This window comes from Cystobacter fuscus (genome assembly GCF_002305875.1).
Classification (GTDB): Bacteria; Myxococcota; Myxococcia; order Myxococcales; family Myxococcaceae; genus Cystobacter; species Cystobacter fuscus_A.
On sequence record NZ_CP022098.1, the window covers coordinates 4852569 to 4871764 of the forward strand.

At 68.4% G+C, this 19196-nt stretch carries 14 protein-coding genes; 6 read left to right on the forward strand and 8 right to left on the reverse strand.

From position 1 onward, the window contains the following. Positions 1 to 54: 54 nt before the first annotated feature. Positions 55 to 741 (reverse strand): hypothetical protein, encoded by a 687-nt coding sequence (locus CYFUS_RS19950; protein ID WP_095986666.1) that lies wholly within the window; start codon positions 739 to 741, stop codon positions 55 to 57. A gap of 95 nt (positions 742 to 836) precedes the next feature. On the opposite strand from CYFUS_RS19950, the gene CYFUS_RS19955 reads away from it, so the two are divergent. Together CYFUS_RS19955 and cmk are read left to right on the forward strand one after the other, a co-directional pair. After that, entirely contained in the window at positions 837 to 1805 is a 969-nt protein-coding gene (locus tag CYFUS_RS19955; RefSeq protein ID WP_095986667.1) for an acetyl-CoA carboxylase carboxyltransferase subunit alpha, read from the forward strand. 34 nt (positions 1806 to 1839) lie between these two features. Next, complete coding sequence (cmk, locus tag CYFUS_RS19960; RefSeq protein ID WP_095986668.1) at positions 1840 to 2529, forward strand: (d)CMP kinase; 690 nt, start codon at positions 1840 to 1842, stop codon at positions 2527 to 2529. Positions 2530 to 2538: 9 nt separating this feature from the next. On the opposite strand, the gene CYFUS_RS19965 is transcribed toward cmk, so the two are convergent. Together CYFUS_RS19965 and CYFUS_RS19970 are read right to left on the reverse strand one after the other, a co-directional pair. After that, positions 2539 to 3036: a GAF domain-containing protein gene (locus CYFUS_RS19965; RefSeq protein WP_095986669.1), complete on the reverse strand. Its 498-nt coding sequence runs from the start codon at positions 3034 to 3036 to the stop codon at positions 2539 to 2541. Between the two features lie 170 nt (positions 3037 to 3206). Continuing rightward, the gene (locus CYFUS_RS19970; RefSeq protein ID WP_232537665.1) at positions 3207 to 4940 is read right to left on the reverse strand and encodes a serine/threonine protein kinase; all 1734 of its coding nucleotides are present in this window, start codon (positions 4938 to 4940) and stop codon (positions 3207 to 3209) included. Between the two features lie 145 nt (positions 4941 to 5085). Here CYFUS_RS19970 and CYFUS_RS19975 point away from each other — a divergent pair, with 145 nt between their 5' ends. After that, positions 5086 to 7047 carry an ABC-F family ATP-binding cassette domain-containing protein gene (locus CYFUS_RS19975; protein ID WP_095986670.1) on the forward strand — a complete coding sequence of 654 codons (1962 nt, stop codon included), beginning with the start codon at positions 5086 to 5088 and terminating at the stop codon, positions 7045 to 7047. A gap of 21 nt (positions 7048 to 7068) precedes the next feature. Here the strand turns inward: CYFUS_RS19975 and CYFUS_RS19980 are convergent, their stop codons facing one another. The 3 genes from CYFUS_RS19980 to CYFUS_RS19990 form a co-directional block, all read right to left on the reverse strand. Further along, positions 7069 to 8118: a YXWGXW repeat-containing protein gene (locus tag CYFUS_RS19980; protein ID WP_095986671.1), complete on the reverse strand. Its 1050-nt coding sequence runs from the start codon at positions 8116 to 8118 to the stop codon at positions 7069 to 7071. A 215-nt stretch (positions 8119 to 8333) separates the two neighbouring features. Continuing rightward, positions 8334 to 9956 carry an apolipoprotein N-acyltransferase gene (gene lnt, locus CYFUS_RS19985; RefSeq protein WP_095986672.1) on the reverse strand — a complete coding sequence of 541 codons (1623 nt, stop codon included), beginning with the start codon at positions 9954 to 9956 and terminating at the stop codon, positions 8334 to 8336. Further along, positions 9953 to 10576, reverse strand: coding sequence for a hypothetical protein (locus CYFUS_RS19990; protein WP_095986673.1), 624 nt, complete (start codon positions 10574 to 10576; stop codon positions 9953 to 9955). The genes lnt and CYFUS_RS19990 overlap by 4 nt, the downstream gene beginning before the upstream one ends. Before the next feature lie 64 nt (positions 10577 to 10640). On the opposite strand from CYFUS_RS19990, the gene CYFUS_RS19995 reads away from it, so the two are divergent. After that, entirely contained in the window at positions 10641 to 11549 is a 909-nt protein-coding gene (locus CYFUS_RS19995; RefSeq protein ID WP_095986674.1) for a hypothetical protein, read from the forward strand. 9 nt (positions 11550 to 11558) lie between these two features. Here the strand turns inward: CYFUS_RS19995 and CYFUS_RS20000 are convergent, their stop codons facing one another. Continuing rightward, positions 11559 to 12242, reverse strand: coding sequence for an ArsR/SmtB family transcription factor (locus CYFUS_RS20000; protein WP_232537666.1), 684 nt, complete (start codon positions 12240 to 12242; stop codon positions 11559 to 11561). 62 nt (positions 12243 to 12304) lie between these two features. Between CYFUS_RS20000 and CYFUS_RS20005 the strand changes: the two genes are divergently transcribed. Both CYFUS_RS20005 and CYFUS_RS20010 read left to right on the forward strand, forming a co-directional pair. Further along, entirely contained in the window at positions 12305 to 13450 is a 1146-nt protein-coding gene (locus CYFUS_RS20005) for a cytochrome P450 (protein ID WP_095986676.1), read from the forward strand. Next, positions 13447 to 13791 (forward strand): antibiotic biosynthesis monooxygenase family protein, encoded by a 345-nt coding sequence (locus tag CYFUS_RS20010; protein WP_095986677.1) that lies wholly within the window; start codon positions 13447 to 13449, stop codon positions 13789 to 13791. Before CYFUS_RS20005 ends, CYFUS_RS20010 begins: the two co-directional genes overlap by 4 nt. A gap of 50 nt (positions 13792 to 13841) precedes the next feature. Here CYFUS_RS20010 and CYFUS_RS20015 read toward each other — a convergent pair whose 3' ends face one another. Further along, positions 13842 to 19187, reverse strand: coding sequence for a trifunctional serine/threonine-protein kinase/ATP-binding protein/sensor histidine kinase (locus tag CYFUS_RS20015; RefSeq protein WP_095986678.1), 5346 nt, complete (start codon positions 19185 to 19187; stop codon positions 13842 to 13844). Between the last annotated feature and the right edge of the window lie 9 nt (positions 19188 to 19196).

Below are 19196 nucleotides of genomic sequence, written 5' to 3' on the forward strand. Positions count from 1 at the left end.
ACAAGGGTGGGACGGGCCCCCCGGGCCGCCAAGTCCGTCAGGTGGTGATCCGTTCTATGCATCGCACTCCGGCGGCAGATCGGTGAACGTCCCCAGCGTGCCGAGCTGGAGCGCCCCCTTGTCGGTCAACGTGCCCTGGACGGGGGGCTCGTTCGGCAGGGTGACCTGGAGGGTGCGCCCCTGGAGCGTGTAGGTGCCGGTCCGTTTCCGGGTGGTGACGCGTTGGGTCTCCTCGTCGAAGCCCGTCCGTTCCACCACCACCTTCCGGGCGTCCGGGAAGGTGAGCGTCGTGCGGGCGTGCATGTCCCCCTCGGTGAGCCGGAACCACGTCACCCGGCGCAGCAGCTTGGGCACATCGGCCTCGTTCTGGGGGGACAGGCCCAGCAGGCGCTGCCAGCCCAGGGTGTCGCGGATGGGGTCCAGGTCCGCGTCCTTCTTGGCGCGCGCGAGCCGGCGGGCATCCAACTCGACCGAGCGCGTCAGGCGCTCGACGATCGTCTCCCGGTAGGCCGAGTAGTCGCAAATCTTCCCCTTCTTGCGCAGCACCCCCAGGGTCGCCGCCACGTTGTAGTGGGCCAGGGCCATCTTCGGGTCCGCCCGGGCCGCGGCTTCGAACTTCTCCAGGGCCTCGGGGTATTTGCCCGCCTGGTAGAGGCGGAAGCCCTGGGTGTTGAGGGTACGCGCCGAGGGGGCGGGCGCGGCGGACAGCAGGAGGGCGAGCAGCAGCGGGAGGGCGTCCATGTCGTTCCGACGAGGGGGGGAGGTGGGGATTCAGCGTACCGCGTAACAGGTTGCGCGTTGTCAGGTTGGATGGCGGGTGATAGGGCTCCCGCGCCATGGCGAACGGCATCAACTATCCACTCGATTTCGAGCGCCCGCTCATCGAGCTGGAGAAGAAGATCGGCGAGCTCAAGACGCTCTCGGAGAGCGGCTCGGTGGATTTCTCCTCGGAAATCTCCAAGCTGGAGAAGAAGGCGAAGAAGCTCCAGACGGAGATCTTCAGCGACCTGTCGCGCTGGCAGGTGGTCCAACTGTCGCGTCACAGCTCGCGGCCCTACTTCCTGGACTACGTCCAGTACCTGTTCACGGACTTCCTGGAGCTGGCCGGGGACAGGCACTTCGGGGATGACTCGTCCATCGTGGGCGGCTTCGCGCGCTTCGATGGGCAGGTGGTGATGCTCATCGGCCACCAGAAGGGGCGCAACACGAAGGAGAACATGGCGCGCAACTTCGGCATGCCGCGCCCGGAGGGCTACCGCAAGGCGCTTCGGCTGATGGAGATGGCCGAGCGCTTCGACAAGCCCATCCTCACCTTCGTGGACACGCCGGGCGCCTACCCGGGCATCGGCGCCGAGGAGCGCGGCCAGGCCGAGGCGATCGCCGTCAACCTGGAGGTGATGAGCCGGCTCAAGGTGCCCATCGTCTCCACGGTGGTGGGCGAGGGCGGCTCGGGCGGCGCGCTCGCCATCGGCGTGGGCAACCGCGTGCTGATGCTGGAGAACAGCATCTACTCGGTCATCTCCCCGGAGGCGTGCTCCTCCATCCTCTACCGCGACTCCACCAAGGCGGAGAAGGCGGCGGACGCGCTCAAGCTCACGGCGCGCGACCTCATGGGAATGAACGTCATCGACGAGATCATCTCCGAGCCCGCGGGCGGCGCGCACCGCGACCACGCCAAGGCGGCGCAGAACGTGGGGCAGGCGCTGCGCAAGCACCTCGACGAGCTGTCGGGCCTGTCTCCGGACGATCTCGTGAGGGATCGCTACGAGCGCTTCCGCAAGCTCGGTGTGTTCTCCGGACGTTAGCCGCACCGTGCCGCCTCCAGGAGAGAGCCCCTCAATGAGTTCCAGACCCTTCATCGTGGCCATCGACGGACCGGCGGGCGCGGGCAAGTCCACCGTGTCCAAGGTGCTCGCTCGCCGCCTGGGCTTCGCCCTGGTGGACACGGGTGCCATCTACCGGTGCGTGGCGCTCAAGGCGCGGCGCGAGGGGATCGCGTTCGACGACGACGCCGGGCTGGGCGCGCTGCTGGCGAGCGTGCACGTGTCCTTCGAGGTGGTGGGCGAGGACAACCACGTGTTCCTGGATGGCGAGGACGTGTCGGAGGAGATCCGCACGCCGGAGAACTCCATGGCGGCCTCGCAGGTGTCGAGCCGGCCCGTGGTGCGGGAGGGGCTGCTGTCGCTGCAGCGGCGGCTGGCGCTCCAGGCGCCCAAGGGCGCCATCCTCGAGGGGCGCGATATCGGCACGGTGGTGTTCCCGGACGCGGACGCCAAGTTCTTCCTGGAGGCGGATCCCGACATCCGCGCCCGGCGCCGCTTCGAGGAGCTGTTCCAGAAGGGCGTGGAGCGCACGCTGCCGGACGTCCTGGCCGATCAGGTCAAGCGCGACCAGGATGACGCTTCGCGCGCCGTGGCACCGCTCAAGCCGGCGGACGATGCCCGGCGGGTGGACTCCTCGCTGCTGCCGCTGTCCGAGGTGGTGCGCACGCTGGAGCAGGAGATCCTCGCGCGCATGGCCCGGCGCTGAGCGCCCCGCCTACTTGCGCCGGGGCCGGGAGAACCAGCCCATGATCGCCTCGAGGGCGCGGCGGTCCGCGTCGTCGAAGGTGGCCTTGTGCTCGGAGTCGATGTCGAGCACGGCGATGAGCTCGCGCTGGGGATTGTAGACGGGCACGACGATTTCCGAGGCCGAGCGGCCATCGCAGGTGATGTGGCCCGGGAAGGCGTGCACGTCCTCGACGATGACGGTGCGGCCCTCGGCGGCGGAGGTGCCGCACACGCCCTTGCCGAATCGGATCTCCAGGCAGCCGAGCGTGCCCTGGTAGGGGCCGACGCGCAGCAGCCTGCCCGGCTCCACCACGCGGTAGAAGCCCGTCCACAGGTGGCCGAAGGCGTGGTGCAGCAGACAGCTCATCGTGGCCATGGCCGCCACGTCGTCGTCGATGCCCTCCAGGACGGCCTCGACGTGTTGGTGCAGTTCGGCATAGGCCTCGGCCTTGGGTCGGCCACGCAGATCCAGGGTGACTTCCGCCATGGTGTGGACTCCTCGATACGGTCGCCGGAGGGGGTCCCCCAGGCGGTGCGTAGGTTTATCCTGAAGCCCTTTTCGCCGCGACTCCGAACACCGTGACACGCAGCGGAGAACTCCTGCCGACCCTGGTGACCTTCGATTGACGGCGCGGGCCACGCGCGAGGCGGGCGGCCCTACTCGAAGATGGGGACGGAGTCGTCCCGGGTCTCCTTGGTGGACTTGGCGGCCCGGGTCGGGCGGGCGGGCTCCACCGCGGCGGCCTTCAGCGGCGTCATCGTCACGCTCACGTCCTGCGAGTCCGACACGATCCCGGTGAAGTCCAGCTTGAGCTTGCGCTCCTCATACTGGGCCATGCGGAAGGTGAGTTCACGCACCTGGGTGCGCGGGAGCTGACGATCCAGCGGCGTCGTGCCGATCTGCACGTCCCCGTCGAACACGCTGGCGCCCGCGGGAGAAGAGCGGATGCGCACCAGGAGCGTGCCGTTGTCGGAGGGACGCGGCGCGGCGGCACTCGGCGTGGCGGGCTGTGACTTCGCCGTGACGGGGGCCGCCGAGGCCGGGGCGGGCTTGTTGGAGGGCCGCAGCGCGACGACCGCTCCGGCCGTGGCGAAGAGCACCAGCGACGCGACCGCGATGGAGATCTTCTTCACCGACCACTTGAAGGGCACCTCCTGGTGGGGCGGGGTGGATCGGGACGAGTTCGTCCTCGGGCGCATGCCCGGCGAGGTGGCGCCCACGCGGGAGGTGCCTCCCCCGACGCTGCTGGGCTGGCGCGATCCCGGCGCCGCGTTCCTCACGGCGGAAGGCTGGCCGGCACGGGAGCCAGAGGCGGGTGTCCCACTCCGGGCGCCCGAGCCCGGCTTGGGACGCACGGCGCTCGCGGAGGAGCGGCTGCGCGACCCGCTGCGCTGGCCGCCCCTGCTCTTGCTGCCACCGCCCGCTGCTTCGGGCGAGGAGTTGGTGGGCAGCGCGTCGAGCTGCTGCGCGGACAGGGACGCCACCGCTTCCAACATGGCGTCGATGAACTCCTCGGCGCTCTGGTAGCGGTCCTCCTTCTCGGGGGCGAGCGCGATCTGGAAGAACTCCTCCAGGGCCTGGGGCACGGGCGCTCCCTGGCGCTTGGAGGCCACCGTGGGCACCGGCTGCGTCAGCGCGGCGGTGAGCGCCTTGCGCACCGAGTTGGCCCCATAGGGCGAGGTGCCCGTGAGGCAGTAATAGAAGACGCCGCCCATCGAGTAGAGGTCGGAGCGGTGGTCCACGTGATCGCCCCCGGCCTGCTCGGGCGGCATGTACTGGGGCGTGCCGAGCACCTGTCCGGTGGTGGTGAGCTGCTGCTCCTCCTCGATCTCCAGCGCCTTCACCAGGCCGAAGTCCAGCACCTTGACGAAGTCCCGCCCGTCGAGCTGCTGCACCATGATGTTGTGCGGCTTGATGTCGCGGTGGACGGCGGCCTGCTCGTGCGCGTGGGCGAGGCCCCGGCATGCCTGCTCGATGACGTCCACCGCGCGGCGCAGGCTCATGGGGCCATCGCGCTTGACGAGCTCGCGCAGGCTCTCGCCCTCGAGCAGCTCCATGACGTAGTAGCAGGTACCGTCCTGGGCGCGGCCGAAGTCGTAGATGGTGATGACGTTGGGGTGGCGCAGCCGGCTGGCGACCTCCGCCTCGCGCCGGAAGCGCTCGAAGAACTGGGGCGCGGCGGCGAGCGAGGGGTTGAGCGTCTTGACGGCGACCGGACGCTGCACGGACGTCTGGGTGGCGCGGAAGACCATGCCCATGCCTCCCTGGCCGAGCACGTCCTCGATTTGATAGCGGCCATCGAGCACCTGCCCGATGAGCGCCATCTGGGAGCCGCCGCAGAGATGATCGGGACCGTCGGTGCTGCCGCAGTGCTGACAGGGGGAAGCCATGGGGTGGCGAGTATAGGGGAACCTCGGAGGCCGGGGGCAGGGGGAGTGGCGGGGATCCCGCATGGATTCCGGGCTGCCCAGGAGGCGGGCAGGCAGATCAGCCGTTCCCGTCCGAGCGGCGGGCTGTTACACCCCCGGATCCGCCATGAGCCTCGTCATCGCCCAGGACATCTGCCTCTCCTACGGGAAGAAGGTTCTCTTCGATTCTGAGAGTTTCACGCTCGGCCCCAAGGACCGTGTGGGCCTGGTGGGCGCCAACGGCACCGGCAAGAGCTCGTTGATGAAGATCCTCGCCGGGGTTCAGCACCCGGACTCGGGGACGCTCACCTACCGGCGCAAGGCCCGCGTGGGCTACCTGCCCCAGGAACTCGCCGGGCTGCCCGATGGCTCGGTGGTGGACGCGGTGATGAGCACCGTGCCCGGTCGGGACTCGCTGGAGGCGCGGCTGCGCGACACGGAGGCGGCGCTCGCCGCGGCCGGCTCCGAGGAGGAGCAGCTGGAGCTCGCCCAGGCGCTCGCGGACCTGCACGCGGAGCTGGATCACTTCGAGGACCACTACGGACGGCACCACGCCGAGCGCATCCTCAAGGGCCTGGGCTTCCGGGAGGCGGACCTGGCCAAGCCCACGGGGGCACTCAGCGGCGGGTGGCGGATGCGCGCGGCGCTCGCGGGGCTCTTGCTCCAGGATCCGGATCTGCTCCTCATGGACGAGCCCACCAACCACCTGGACGTGCCCACCCAGGCGTGGTTCGACGGCTTCCTCAAGCGCTCGCGCAAGGCGGTGGTGCTCATCTCCCACGACAAGGACTTCCTCAACCGGCAGGTGGGCCGCATCCTGTCGCTGGAGCTGGAGGGGCTGCGCTCGTACGTGGGCAACTACGACACGTACAAGCGCCAGCGCGCCGAGGAGAAGGAGCAGCTCAAGGCCCAGGCCGAGCGCGTCGAGGCGCGCAAGGCGGAGCTGCAGGGCTTCATCGATCGCTTCGGCGCCAAGGCCACCAAGGCCCGCCAGGCGCAGAGCCGCGCGAAGATGCTCGAGAAGCTCGAGGACGTGCAGGTGCTCGAGGAGCGGGCCACCATGCGCTTCCGCTTCCCGGAGGTGGAGCGCTCGGGGCGCGACGTGGTGACGCTGGAGGGCATCCAGAAGCGCTACGGCGAGGCGGTGGTGTACTCGGGGCTGGATGCGCGCGTGGAGCGCGGCCAGCGCATCGCGGTGGTGGGCGCCAACGGCGCGGGCAAGACGACGCTGTTGAAGATCGTCGCGGGCGAGCTCGCGCCGGACGGCGGCACGGTGAAGCTCGGGCACAACGTGGTGATGGGGTATTACGCGCAGCACCACGGCGACAAGCTCGACAAGCGCAACACCATCATCGAGGAGGTGCGCCCCCTGGCGGCGGACAAGCCGGAGAGCTTCGTGCGCGGGGTGCTCGGCTCGTTCATGTTCTCGGGCGATGACGTGGACAAGCCGGTGGGCGTGCTCAGCGGTGGAGAGCGGGCGCGCGTGGCGCTCGCCAAGCTGCTCCTGGTGCCCTCCAACCTGCTGCTCATGGACGAGCCCACCAACCACCTGGACCTGGACTCGACGGAGATGCTCATCGAGGCGCTCCAGGGTTATGGCGGCACGCTGCTCTTCGTGTCCCACAACCGCGCGTTCGTGAACGGGCTGTCCACGCATGTCTGGGACGTGGTGGGCGGCAAGGTGGAGACGCACCCGGGCAACCTGGACGACTACCTCTACCACCAGGAGCAACGGCGCCTGGCGCTGGAGGCGGAGGGCGGGGGCGACAAGCCGGTGGAGAAGGGCGCGGCGGCGGGGCTCTCGGAGAAGGAGCGCAAGCGCCTGGAGGCCGAGGCCCGGCAGCGGCGCAGCGTCGTCGAGGGCCCCATCAAGAAGGAGATCGCCAAGCTGGAGGAGGCGATCGCGAAGCTGGAGCAGGCGCAGAAGGAGCGCGAGACGCAGCTCGCCGACTCCGCGCTCTACAACGACTTCGCCAAGGCCAAGCCGCTCATGGACGCCCACCGGGACGGCAAGAGCGAGCTGGAGCAGCTCTACGCGCGGTGGGAGACCGCGCAGGAGAAGCTCGCCGAGGCGTCCGCCTCGCTCTGAGGCGGAGCGCCCGGACGGGGCTCAGCGGTTGCGGACCGGGGTGGCGTCGTGCCGGCCCCATCCTCCACCTCGAGGACCGTCGTTGTCTCGGCCGCGGGGACCGTCGTGGTCCCGGCCTCGAGGACCGTCGTGGTCCCGGCCACGAGGACCGTCGTGGTCCCGGCCACGAGGACCGTCGTGGTCCCGGCGGGGGCCGTCGTAGCGATCCCTCCAGGGCCCATTGGGCCCGGAGTCGTGGTGGCGCGGTCCGCGATCCCAGTCCCGGTCCCGGTAGTAGGGAGGCGGGTTGTAGCGGGGGCCATGGCGGTACCCGTACGGCCGACTCCAGTGGAACATGGGGTAGCGGCGCCAGGTGTGCACGAAGTAGCTCGGTCGGCCCCAACCCACGGAGATGCGCGCGTACCGGTACTCCGGCACGACGACCCGGGTCGAGCCATGCATTGCCCAGCCCCCACCCACGAAGTACCAGGAGGGGCCGCGACGCACCCAGCGCGGCGTGACGAAGACGAGGTCCGGACGGGGCGGAGCCATCCAGCTCCCAGTCACCCAGGACCAGTTGACCCCGGACCAGTACCAGTACCCGGGAGCCCACGTGTAGGAAGGCGCGGGCGCGGGGGGAGGCGTTTCCATCTGGGGCGCTGGAGGAGCCTGGGAGGCGACGACCTCCTCGTTGGTGACGGCGATGGGAATCTCCACCTGCGTCGAGCCGGGCCGCGCCCAGCCGCCGGAGATCCACCGCCAGCCCGAGCCCTCCTGCTGCCAGTAGCCGTTGATGAACTGGTAGCCCGGCATGGAGGCGATCCAGGTGCCCGGATTGAAGCGCCACTCGTTGCCGTCCCAGTACCAGTGCCCGGAGGCCCACACCGCGTCGCGGAAGGGGCGGGCCGTCTGCGTCTCGTTGGGCAGGGCCGGAGGAGCGTAGGGGGCCAGGGGGCCCGCCTCCTCCTCGGAGTACTCATCCTCGTCGTAATACCCCTGCGAGGAGTCCTGCGAATAGGAGGGCGCGGTCTGCCCGTGAACGACGGGGGCCGCCAACCCGATCATCAGACACATCCACCACCGAGGGGTCATGACACTCTCCAATCCATTCGGTCCCGGCCCGTCGTCGCACGAACGGAGCGTGCCCGGGCTTGGAATCTGTGGAGGTGGGGACGTCCGTCACGGCGGAGTATTCATGCCACCTCGCCTCCCCACCCCATGGCCATCCTTCCCCCGGGAGGCAACCCCCTTCAAGCGGACGAGCAGGGGGACAGAGCGCGGAGTGTCCAGGGCGGGAAACGCGGGCCTCAAGGGACCCGGCGTCGCGAGGGGAGGGCGCGTCCGAGCAGCAGGAGCCCGCCGAGCACCAGGGCCGTGGGCCCCAACCAATCCCCCCAGGCCACCAGGAGGGTGGTCAGCCGCGGCGGGGGCGGCACGCTCAGCGCGAGGCTCGCGCGGTGATCATCGGGCACCTCGGTGAGCACCTCGCCCGTGGCGCTGATGAGGGCGGAGATGCCCGAGTTGGTGACGCGCACCTGCGGCAGCCGTGTCTCGATGCTGCGAAACGCCGCGTGCATCAGGTGCAGCTTGGGCCCGGGTGTCCCCTGGAACCAGGAGTCGTTGGACAGCGTCACGATGAGCTCCGCGCCCCGCCGCGCCTCCTCGGCGACGTAGCCGGGGAAGATGGACTCGTAGCAGATGAGCGGCGCGATGGTGAGTCGCCGGCCCTCGCGCAGGGCCAGCTCCAGCGCGCGCGGTCCCGGCCCCCGCTTCCAGTAGCCCGTCCACGGCAGACGCTCGCGCAACCACGGCGAGTCGAGCGACTCGGGCACCCACTCGGTGAGGGGAAAGAGCATCGTCTTGCGGTAGGCCGAGCGTGTCAGCTCCCCTCCGTGTCCCGGTCCCACGAACACGGCGGCGTTGTACTCGCGCTCCTGCTCGAGCTCGTAGGTGCCGAAGAGCAGGGGCACCCGGCGCTCGGAGATGAACCCGGAGAGGTCCGCGTCGAACTCGGCGCCCGCCTCGCTCTTGGGCGAGCCGTACGTCGTCGGATACACGGTCTCGGGCCAGATGAGCAGATCCACGCCCCGGCCCTGGAGCAGCTCGTCCGAGAGCCGATAGTGCGTGTCGAGGATCATCCGCACCACCTCGTACATGCCCGTCTCCGCCGCGAGCTTGTCGTATTTGGTGATGTTCGCCTGGACGACGCCCACCTCCAGGGCGGGCCCACGCGCCGTCTCCCGCGCCACCTGCCAGATGCGAAGCCGCCCATACCCGCTCCCCGCCAGGACGAGCACTGCCAGCACGGCCAGCGGCACCGCCACGCGTCGGGGGGCCTCGCGCGCCGCGAGCGCCTTGCCCGCGGCGAGCACGCACTCGTTGCCGATGAGCAGCAGGAAGGTGAGCCCGTGTGCTCCGGCGAGGTCCGCGACCTGCCGGAGGGACTCGGAGGCGTAGAAGCCCTGGCCCAACGTCTCCGCGAAGAGCTTGGGGCACAACCACTCGGTGCCCACGTACACGAGGGCGCAGGTGAGGGTGATGCGCCCGAAGCCGAGGGGCTCCGGGGTGGTACGCCGCAGGTGGTGGCGCACGAGCGCGTAGATGATGAACTGCGACTCCATGAGCGGTGCCAGCAGCAGCACGGCGAGCCAGCACACCACGAGGGGCGCCTGGGAGTAGCCGTGCAGCGCCTCGGGGAACCAGCCGAAGATGGCCGCGGTGAAGGTCATGGCGAGCGCCGTGCCCGCGAGGACGGCCTCCTTCCCGGAGCGGGTGCGATCCAACACCCACAGCCAGGGGACGAGCTCCACCCAGCCGAGCGCCACCCACCGGGCCTCCAGGCGCGCGAACCACGCGAGGAGGGTGGTACTCGCCAGGATGCCGAGCAGCGCGGGCCCCCATCTCCCCGCGCGTGCCGCCCACCCGCTCATGGCAGGGGCTCCACTCCTTCGGGCCCCTCGGGAAGCTCCAGGACTTCCAGGGGCATGCCCGGGGGAGCCAGCTCCATCGGGACGACGCGGTTGGCGGGCAACTCCACCGGCTGTCCGTTCGAGTCGGTCGGGTGGTAGTCCGGATGGAACATGAGGATGGGCTTCACGGCCTGCCCTTCATCCGTGGACTGGTAGTGGCGCACGTAGCCGGGGGGCAGCTCGAAGCCCTCGGGCACGACGAGGCCCTGCTTGAGGGGCTTGGTTCCCGGGCGGTACAGGTGGACGCCGTCCGAGGGTTCCGCGGGCTCGTCCCGTGGCGGCACGGGCTCCGGAGCGGGCGAGGGCGGAGCCTCGGCGTGGGGGAGGGGGGCGGGCGTGTTGCCCGTGCGCGGTGGCGGCGGAGGGGGACGGGTCGCCGTGACGCGCGGGGGCGCGATCCGCTCGGGCGCGGGGGAGGGATCCTCGGGCCACAGCAGCCACGCGCACAGGGCCGCGCAGCCGGCGGTGAAGCCGAGTGCCAGCCAGATGAGCCAGGTGCCCTGGGACGTGTTCTTCTTCTGGATGCGGGTCACGCCATCACCATCGACGTGCCGCTCATAGGTAGGAGGCCGCGAAGCCATTCTCGCCCCTGTTCTTCGGGCCCCGTATGCTACGGACCCCTCGCCTCCCGGGCAATCCGTCCCCATGTCCTCTCCGCACGCCGATGCCGCCCCGGCGCCCGCCGCTCCGCGTCAGGCCACACTCCCGGGCTTCCCCGTTCGCGCCTGGACGGCACCGCAACGGCTCGCCGACGCCGTGCTCCAGGCCCTGCTCGTGGCCACCGTCCTCGCCGCCGCGGTGCTCATCCTCCACTTCACCTTCGAGGGCGAGGCCAACCCGACGCCTCCGCCTCGGGCCGGAATGCTCGGGTTGCTGGCGCTGGGCCTGTATGGGCTCCTCCGCCTGTTGCGCTGGCGCTCGGCCGCCACCCTCCAGGTGGAACCCGAGCGGCTCGTGCTGGAGCGCCGCGGGGACCGGTTCGAGATTCCAGTGTCCTCGGTGGAGTCCGTTCGCGGGTGGCGGTTGCCGCTGCCGGTCGCGGGGCTCGCGCTGCGGATGCGCTCGGGGAGGCGCTTCCAATACGGCGTCCAGGTGGAGGATCCGCTCCCCGTGCTGGAGGCGTTCGGCCAGGAGCATGCCCAGGCGCGCGAGGAGGCGCGGCATCCGCTCACCGCCTTCGCTCACGCCCGGGCAACGGTGATGCGTCCGGGGGCGCTCCTGTTCGCGTTCAAGTTCTTCCTGTTTCCCCTCATCCCCGGCGGCATCATGTTCCGGGCCAATCAATACATCACCTACGGTGGGCCGTTCGCGCAGTACCGCATGTATGGACTCGCGCCCTATCTGCAAAGCCTGTTCACCTATTGGGTGTACTTCGGAGCGGCGCTCGTCGTGTACGCCACGCTCCTGCGTGTCCCGGCGGAAGTGCTGGCATTGGGGGGAACGTGGTTGTCTCCACGCCGCGCGCGAGGGGTCCGGCGGTTCGTGGAGATCACCTGCGCGCTGCTCTACTTCGTGGGCTCCCTCGCGCTCATGGCGGTGCAATTCCTGTCGTGACGTCTCCACTCATGGCGCGCCGAAGTGACGACGCAGTCCCCGCTGGCCCGCGGGCGTGACGATGAGTCCGCGCGAGTCGGGTTGACGCTCGACCCAGCCCAGCGCGAACACGCGTGAGGCGAGCGCCGCCCCCAGCGCACCGGCGAGGTGATCCCGTCGTTCGCTCCAGTCGAGGCAGCGGTGGGCGAACTGGCGCCGCTGCTCGCGCAAGGGGGCCACTTCGATTCCAAAGGCCTCGAACCACTCCTCACCGCTCGGTGTCAGCGCGAAGGCTCGCCGCCGGAGGGAGAGGTGCCCGTTGCGCAGGAGCGCATCGGTGATGCCCATCCCGAGCCGCCCCGCGAGATGGTCATAGCAGTAGCGCGCGGCCCGGAGATTCTCCGGCGTCGCCGACGCGCGAGGCCCTCGGACCGCCACGGTCATCAGCGCTTCCACCATGCGCGCCACGGTGGGCGTGGCGAGCCGGAACACCTTGTTTCGCCCCTGTCGGGTCGAGCGGATCAACCGGGCCTGCTCCAGCCGCCGGAGGTGGACCGTCGCCGTCGCGGGGCTCACGCCCGTGCCGAAGGCCAGTTCCTTGGCGACGAGCGACCGGCCTTCCATGAGCAATTCCAACATCCGGATCCGCGTGGCATCTCCGACGGCTCCGGCCAGCTCGGCGAGGTCCGGCCCCGCGTTCATCGTTCGTTCCATGACGAACCATTTCCTAGCACACGGAGGGGTCAACAAGGGCAGTGTCTTCCGGGCGAGGACCGATGACACCCCCCACCGACCCCTATCAGGCCGTCACGCACCCCGACCCCTATCCGTACTACGCGAGCCTGTGTGCCCGCGGAGGTCTGCAACGCATCGCGGGCTTCGAGCCCTGGATCGCGGCGGATGCCGCCACGGTGCGCGCCGTGCTCACGAGCGAGGCCTGCCGGGTTCGCCCCCAGGCGGAGCCCGTCCCGTCGCACCTGCTCGGCTCTCCCGCTGGCGCGCTCTTCGGGCGGCTCGTGCGGATGAACGACGGAGCGCCCTCCGCGGCCGTGAAACAAGCCCTGGCCTCCGCGCTTCCGACGGTGATGCGGGCCGTGGATGCGGAAAGTCGCCGTTGGTCGGCCCGGCTCTTCTCCGAGCCGCGCCTGTCGCTCCTGCCAGAGAAGGCGCTCCAGCTTCCCGTGTTCGTGCTCGGCTGCCTGCTGGGATTTCCCGAGGAGTTCCTGGCGGAGAGCGTGCGGGAGGTGGATGCGTACGTTCGTTCGGTGACCCAACCGGGGGCGCGGACAGAGGGCGCTCTGGGCGCCGTGCGGCTCGTCGAGCGCGTGACGGCGTGTCTCCAGGCGAAACCCCGTGCACCGGAACTGCTCGGTGCCTTCTCCTCGCGGATGCGGGAGGAGGGAGGGGCGCTGGAGGCACTGGTTCCCAACGCGGTGGGGCTCCTCACCCAGGCGTATGAGGCGACCGCCGGCCTCCTGGGGGCCGCGCTGCTCGCGTTCGCGCGGATGCCCGCGCTGCGGGAACAACTCGCTCGGGGCGAGTGCTCCATTGACGACGTGGTCCGGGAGGCGGCGCGCCACGAGTCCCCCATCCAGAACACCCGGCGCTTCATCCACGCGTGCGCGACCGTTGCGAATCAGGAGTTGGAGGCGGGGGCGACGGTGGTCGTCGTGCTCGCCGCCGCGAACCGCGATCCCCGGGTGAATCCCCAGCCCGACGTGTTCCTCCCACGCCGCCCCGAACGCCAGACCTTCACCTTCGGCCTGGGCGCCCATGCCTGTCCGGGCCGGGAACTCGCGGTGACGATGGTCTCCGCGGCGGTGGAGCGCGTGCTCGCGAGTGGCCTGGAACTCACCCCGCTGTCGAAGTCCATCACCTGGCGTGCTTCCACGAACGCTCGCATCCTGGGAGGTCTACAATGATTGCCGTCATCTTCGAGGTCTGGGCCCACGAGGACCACCGCCAGCGGTATCTCGATCTCGCCGCGGCCTTGCGGCCCCTGCTGTCGGGTATCGACGGATTCATCTCCATCGAGCGCTTCCAGAGCCTCGGCGATCCAGGCAAGTTGCTGTCGCTGTCCTACTGGCGCGACGAGGCGGCGGTGGCCGAATGGCGGCGCCAGCAAGCCCATCGGGAAGCCCAGGGAGAAGGCCGGGAGGGCGTGTTCCGCGACTACCGTCTGCGCGTGGCCCACGTCGTCAGGGATTACGGCTTGAAGGACCGGGCGGACGCGCCCGCCGACAGCCGCACCGTGCACGGTTGACCAGGGACCGCCTCGAGGACACTTTCAAGGCCCGCGGCTGCCGCGTCTGCTCATCCGATGGTCGACGGCAGGGAGATGATGAAGGTCGCCCCCTGGCCCTCCTGCCCATCGACACTGAGCATCCCACGGTGCCCCTGCACCACGATTTCGTAGCTCAAGGACAGGCCCAGCCCCGTTCCGACACCGGGGGGCTTCGTCGTGAAGAAGGGCTCGAAGACCCTGCTCTTCAACGCGGCCGGGACACCCACGCCGTTGTCCTCGACCAGGATCTCCACGTTCTGGCCCTGCCTGCGTGTGCGGACGGTGACCCTGGGGATGTACTGTCCCCGGGGCACGGAGAGTTGCCGCTCTCGAACGGCATAGAAGGCGTTGTTGAGCAGGTTGACGAGGACACGCCCGATGTCCTGCGGCACCAACTCGGCTTTGCCGGCCGCCCCGTCGTAGGCCCGCTCGAGTACCACCCCGCCTTGCTCCTCCAGCCCCTTCAGGCCATGTTGCGCCAGCTTGACGTACTCGTCCACCAACGCGTTGACGCCGGTGGTCTGGCGCTCGCCGGAGGCCCCGCTCGCGTGCTGCATCATGCTGCGGATGATGTCGTCGGCTCGTTTTCCGTGCTCGAGGATCCGCTCTCCATTGGTCTTCACATCCGCGAGCATGCTCTCGATGTCGCGCGGGGAGAACGAGGGGTTGTTCTTCAGCTCATCGAACAGCTCCCGGATGAGCTCGACGTTGAGCTCGGCGAAGTTGTTGATGAAGTTGAGAGGGTTCTTGATTTCGTGCGCGATGCCGGCGGCCAGTTGCCCCAGCGAGGCCATCTTCTCTGCCTGGACGAGCTGGAGCTGCGTCTCCCGGAGGTGCTGGAGCGCGGACTGCAGGTCCGTGTTCCTGGCCCGCAGCTCCTCGGTCCGTTTCTCCACCTTCTTCTCCATGTCGTCGTAGAGCAGCGCGTTCTGGATGGAGATGGCGATCTGGTGCGACAGCAGGCGCAGGAACTCGAGCCGCTCCTGGGTGAACGCGCCGGTGGTGAGGTTGTTCTCCAGGTACAGGATGCCCACCAGTTGCCCCTGGGTGATGAGGGGAGTGCCCAGGATGGAGCGGGGTTCTCGACGGGTGACGTAGGGGTCTCGCGTGAAGTCTCCCTCGTGGAGGGCGTCGTTGAGGATGACGCTCTCCTTCGTCCGAGCGACGTAGTTGATGAGGCCTTGCGCGATGGACGGGTAGCTGTCGGCCGCCATGGGGAGCGCCTGGGCCCCGGACGCATTCCGCGCATCCTGGCCCTCATCCACGTGAACCGTCAGCCGTCCGTCCCTCGCGAGGAGGAGGATGCCACGCTCTGCTCCGGCGTTCTCGATGACAATGCCCATCAGCTTGGAAAGGAGCTTGTCGAGCACGATCTCACTGGAGATGGCCTGACACGCCTTGACGAGGCTGATGAGATCGAGCGCACCGGCAGCCCCGGGTCTCGTGTTGCCGGAAGGAGCCGCGCTGGGTCTGGCCTCCTCCGTGTCCTCGCGCAGATGCGGGTACTTCGCGGCCAGGTCCTTCACCTTGTGCTCGGCTCCCCACAACCGGTAGCCGTAATAGGCGGCGTCCAGGAGTTCGCGAGCGCGCTGCTCCTGGCCTCGTTTCTGGAAGAACCGCGCGGCCAGCTCATTCGCCAGTGCTTCCTGGTGGGGGAAGCCGTGCTTGTTGGCCAGCGCGATGGCCTGCTCGTACAGGCCCACCGCCTCGGCGTCCTTTCCGGAGAGCTGGGCCTGCTCCGCGGCCACCAGGGCGTGCATGTGTGCGAAGTTCGCGGGACAGCTCTCCGCCCACTGCTTCATCTGTTTCTGATGGGCCTCGAGCCGTGCCCAGGACTTCTGACGCTCGTCCTCGGACTGCTTCAGGTAGTCCGCGGCGAGGCTGAGTGAGGTGTAGAAGATGTGTTGGGCCACCACTGCGTTGTTGGCGATGGCGCGGATGAGTTTCTCCGCGTTCCTCGACGCTTCGAGGGCGGCGGATGTCTCGCCATAGTGACAAAGAACCATCGTCTTGAAGACGTAGAAGAAGCAGCTGGCCGGAGCGCTTTTGTTCGCCTGGCATTGAGTGAGGAACTCTTCCTCGGTCAGGCCTTCCATGCTGAAGTCCAGTCGCCCAGCCGTCATCCCGCTCAGGTTGGCGACGATGAGCTTTGTTCCCTGCAGGCAGTCCACACTGAACTGGTTCTTGATCTTCTCATTGAACAGAAGGAACTGTTGCTGGTCTGCTCGTACCTGGGAGAGCAGCCTGCCCTCCTGGAGTTGGTAGAGTATTCTGGAGATGAGGGAGAACCCCGCGTACCTCAACTCACCCGATTCGAGCCCTGCCCGGTAACTGACGTCGTGCAAGGCATAAGCGGTTCGGAGATGCTCCACCCAGGGGGCCAGGTTGTTCGCGATGAGGAAGCTCACCCTGCACTGGCTCGCGGGATTGTTGAATCGCTCGCTCAGCTTCAGCCCCAGCAATCCGAACTGGTAGCCGGAGCGGTACTGGCCCGTCATGACATCGAGAATGAACCCATAGCTGGCGAATACGTCCAAGGACTCCGTGTGCGGTCCGTACCGGAGCTGCAGGTTCATCGACTTGAGGAGGAGCAGCGTATACAGCGTCTGATCCAGAAGGTACGCGGTGGCCAGAGCGGTGCCCAGGAGCCTCGTCATGCATCTGGCATGGGGATCAGACATGGGAGGCAGGTGTAACAGCGAGGAGGGGTCACGGCCCCCCAGGTTCTTCTGGACCTCGGCGAACTCCGCCTGCATGGCCGCCGTCGCGTCACCCTCTGGGAGCTCGATGCCCAGGAGCGCGAGACCATTCCGGGCTTCCTTGAGGGCCTCTTGGTGCCTGGCCAACATCGCGTACTGGATTACCAGCATCTGGTGGATGTGGGCCTTCTCGATTGGCGTCCGTGCGCGTTCCAACGCTCGCCGGAGGAGCGGTTCGGATTTATCATGATTGCCATTCAACCGCTCGAGTTCGCCGAGCTCCCGGTGCAGGTGAATGGTCTCCTCGTAGTGCTCCTCCCAGCTCCGTTCGGTGAGCGGCTCCATCGCCACGGTGAGGTACTCCCGCGCCGCGGCGTAGGCCATTGAGGACCGGGCCCTCTTCGCGGCCTCCATGTTCATCCGCACCAGCGCGAGCCGTTCCGCTTCATCCGTCATCAACGCGCGCCCGAGGTTCGACTGACGCACGAGCTCGAAGACCCGCTCGCTACGCTCCTGCTCCGTCGCGTTCGCGAGCATCAACCGGCTGATCCGCAGATGGGCGGCCTGGCGCTCATTCTCGCCGATGAGCGCATATGCCGCCTGCTGCACTCGATCGTGCACGAACTTGTAGTCGTGGACCAGCAGCGAGTCCTCGCCCCCCTTCTCCTCGGTCCTCACCTCCGGCTCCGATGCCGTGAGAAGGAACCCCGCCTGGAGGGCCGGTGTGAGCCGCGCCGCCGTCTCCGCGAGCGATTGCTCCACGATGGTGGCCAGCGTGCGCAGATCGAAGGTGTGTCCAAGACACGCCGCGAGCTTCAGGGCCTGTTGCGTCTGCATCGACAGCCGCTTCAGGTTTCCGACCATCAGCTCCACGACGTTGTCGGTAATGCCTTTCTCCTCGATGCGGGCGATGTCCCAGCGCCAGCGTCCCTCCTGCGCGTCGAAGGTGAGCAGTCCATCCTGATGCACCCGCTTGAGAAGCTCGTTGACGAACAGGGGAGTGCCTTCGGTCTTGCGGTGGACGAGCTCCGCCAGCGGCCCGAGCGCCTCGGAAGTCTGTCCCACCGCGTCGGCGATCAGCTCCGTGGTCTGGTCCAGGCTCAACGGACCGAGGTGCAGCTCCTCGAGAACGGCGCCGCCCTCGCGGAGCGAATCGAGGAGCATCGTCAGCGGATGGGCAGGGCCCACCTCGTTGTCCCGGTACGCGCCGATGAGGAAGAAGTGGCGGAGCTCATCGTCACGCATCACCAGCTCGATGAGTTTCAAGCTGGCGGAGTCCGCCCATTGGAGGTCGTCGATGAAGAGGGCGAGCGGGTGTTGAGGTTGGGCGAACACCCGCATGGCGCTCTGGAAGACCAGGTTGAAGCGGTTCTGTGCCTCGGTCGGTCCGAGCTGCGCGACGGCAGGCTGTTCGCCGATGATGAGCTCCACCTCGGGGATGACCTCGATGAGGACGCGCCCATTGGGGCCGAGCGCGCTCAGCAGCCGTTCCCGCCACTGATTGACCTGGGACTCGCTCTCAACGAGCAGTTGTTTCACCAGCGACCGGAAGGCGCTCGCCACGGCGGAGTACGGTGTGCTCCGCTGGAACTGCTCGAACTTTCCCGAGATGAAGTAACCCCGCCGAGCGGTGAGCGGCTTGTAGAGCTCCCGCACCAGCATCGATTTGCCGATTCCAGGGTGGCCCGTCACCAGCATCAGCTCGGCGCTCCCCTGGGCCGCCGCTACCCGGTCGAAGCTGGCGAGCAGCCGCTCCAGCTCCTTCTCTCGTCCATAGAGCTTCTGCGGAAGCTGGAACCGCTCGAGTGTGTCATGCCGCCCGAGGAGAAAGTCCTCCACGGTCCCACGCGCCCGAAGCTGGTTCAGGCACTCTTGCAGGTCGGCCTTGATGCCATGGGCGTTCTGGTAGCGGGACTCGGCCGTCTTGGCCATCAGCTTCATGACCAGCTTCGAGATGGGCTTGGGGATGGCCGGGTCGAGTTGATGGGGTGGGGTGGGTTGCCGGGCGATGTGGCAGTAGACGAGCTCCAGGGGCTCCGTGGCCTGGAAGGGCAGCTGGCCGGTGAGCAGCTCGTAGAGCGTCACGCCGAGCGAGTAGAAGTCCGAGCGGAAGTCGATGGCCCGATTCATCCGCCCGGTCTGCTCGGGCGAGATGTACGAGAGCACGCCCTCGATGACGTCTGGAGTTCTCGGCGGAGTGCTCTGCTGCGGAAGCTCCGTCGCGATCCCGAAGTCGATGAGCTTGAGTTCGTCGCGCTCCGGGTTCCAGACGATGTTGCCGGGGTTGATGCTCTTGTGGATCAAGCCTCGCTGGTGAACCTGGCCCAGCGCGCTCACGAGTTTGATCGCCAGCGTGAGCACTTCCTCCAGCGACAACCGGTGCCGCCGCAGGATGCGGTCGAGCGACTGACCTCCGAAGTCCTCCAGCACCATCACCCAGCGGTACTGGCTGGTCCCCAGTTCGTGGGCCTTCACCACTCCAGTGGTATCCAGCGCGCGAAGCACGTCGTATTCGCGCTTGAACCAGGCAATCTTCTCCGGAGAAGGATAGGCGGGCTTGAGTTCCTTGAGTACCACCGCCAGTCCGTCCGAATTCCGTACCCCCCGGTAGACGGTGGAGCCTTGTCCGTCGTGGAGTTGCTCCGTCACCCGATAACCGGGCATGGACGTGACCATCGTTGGGTT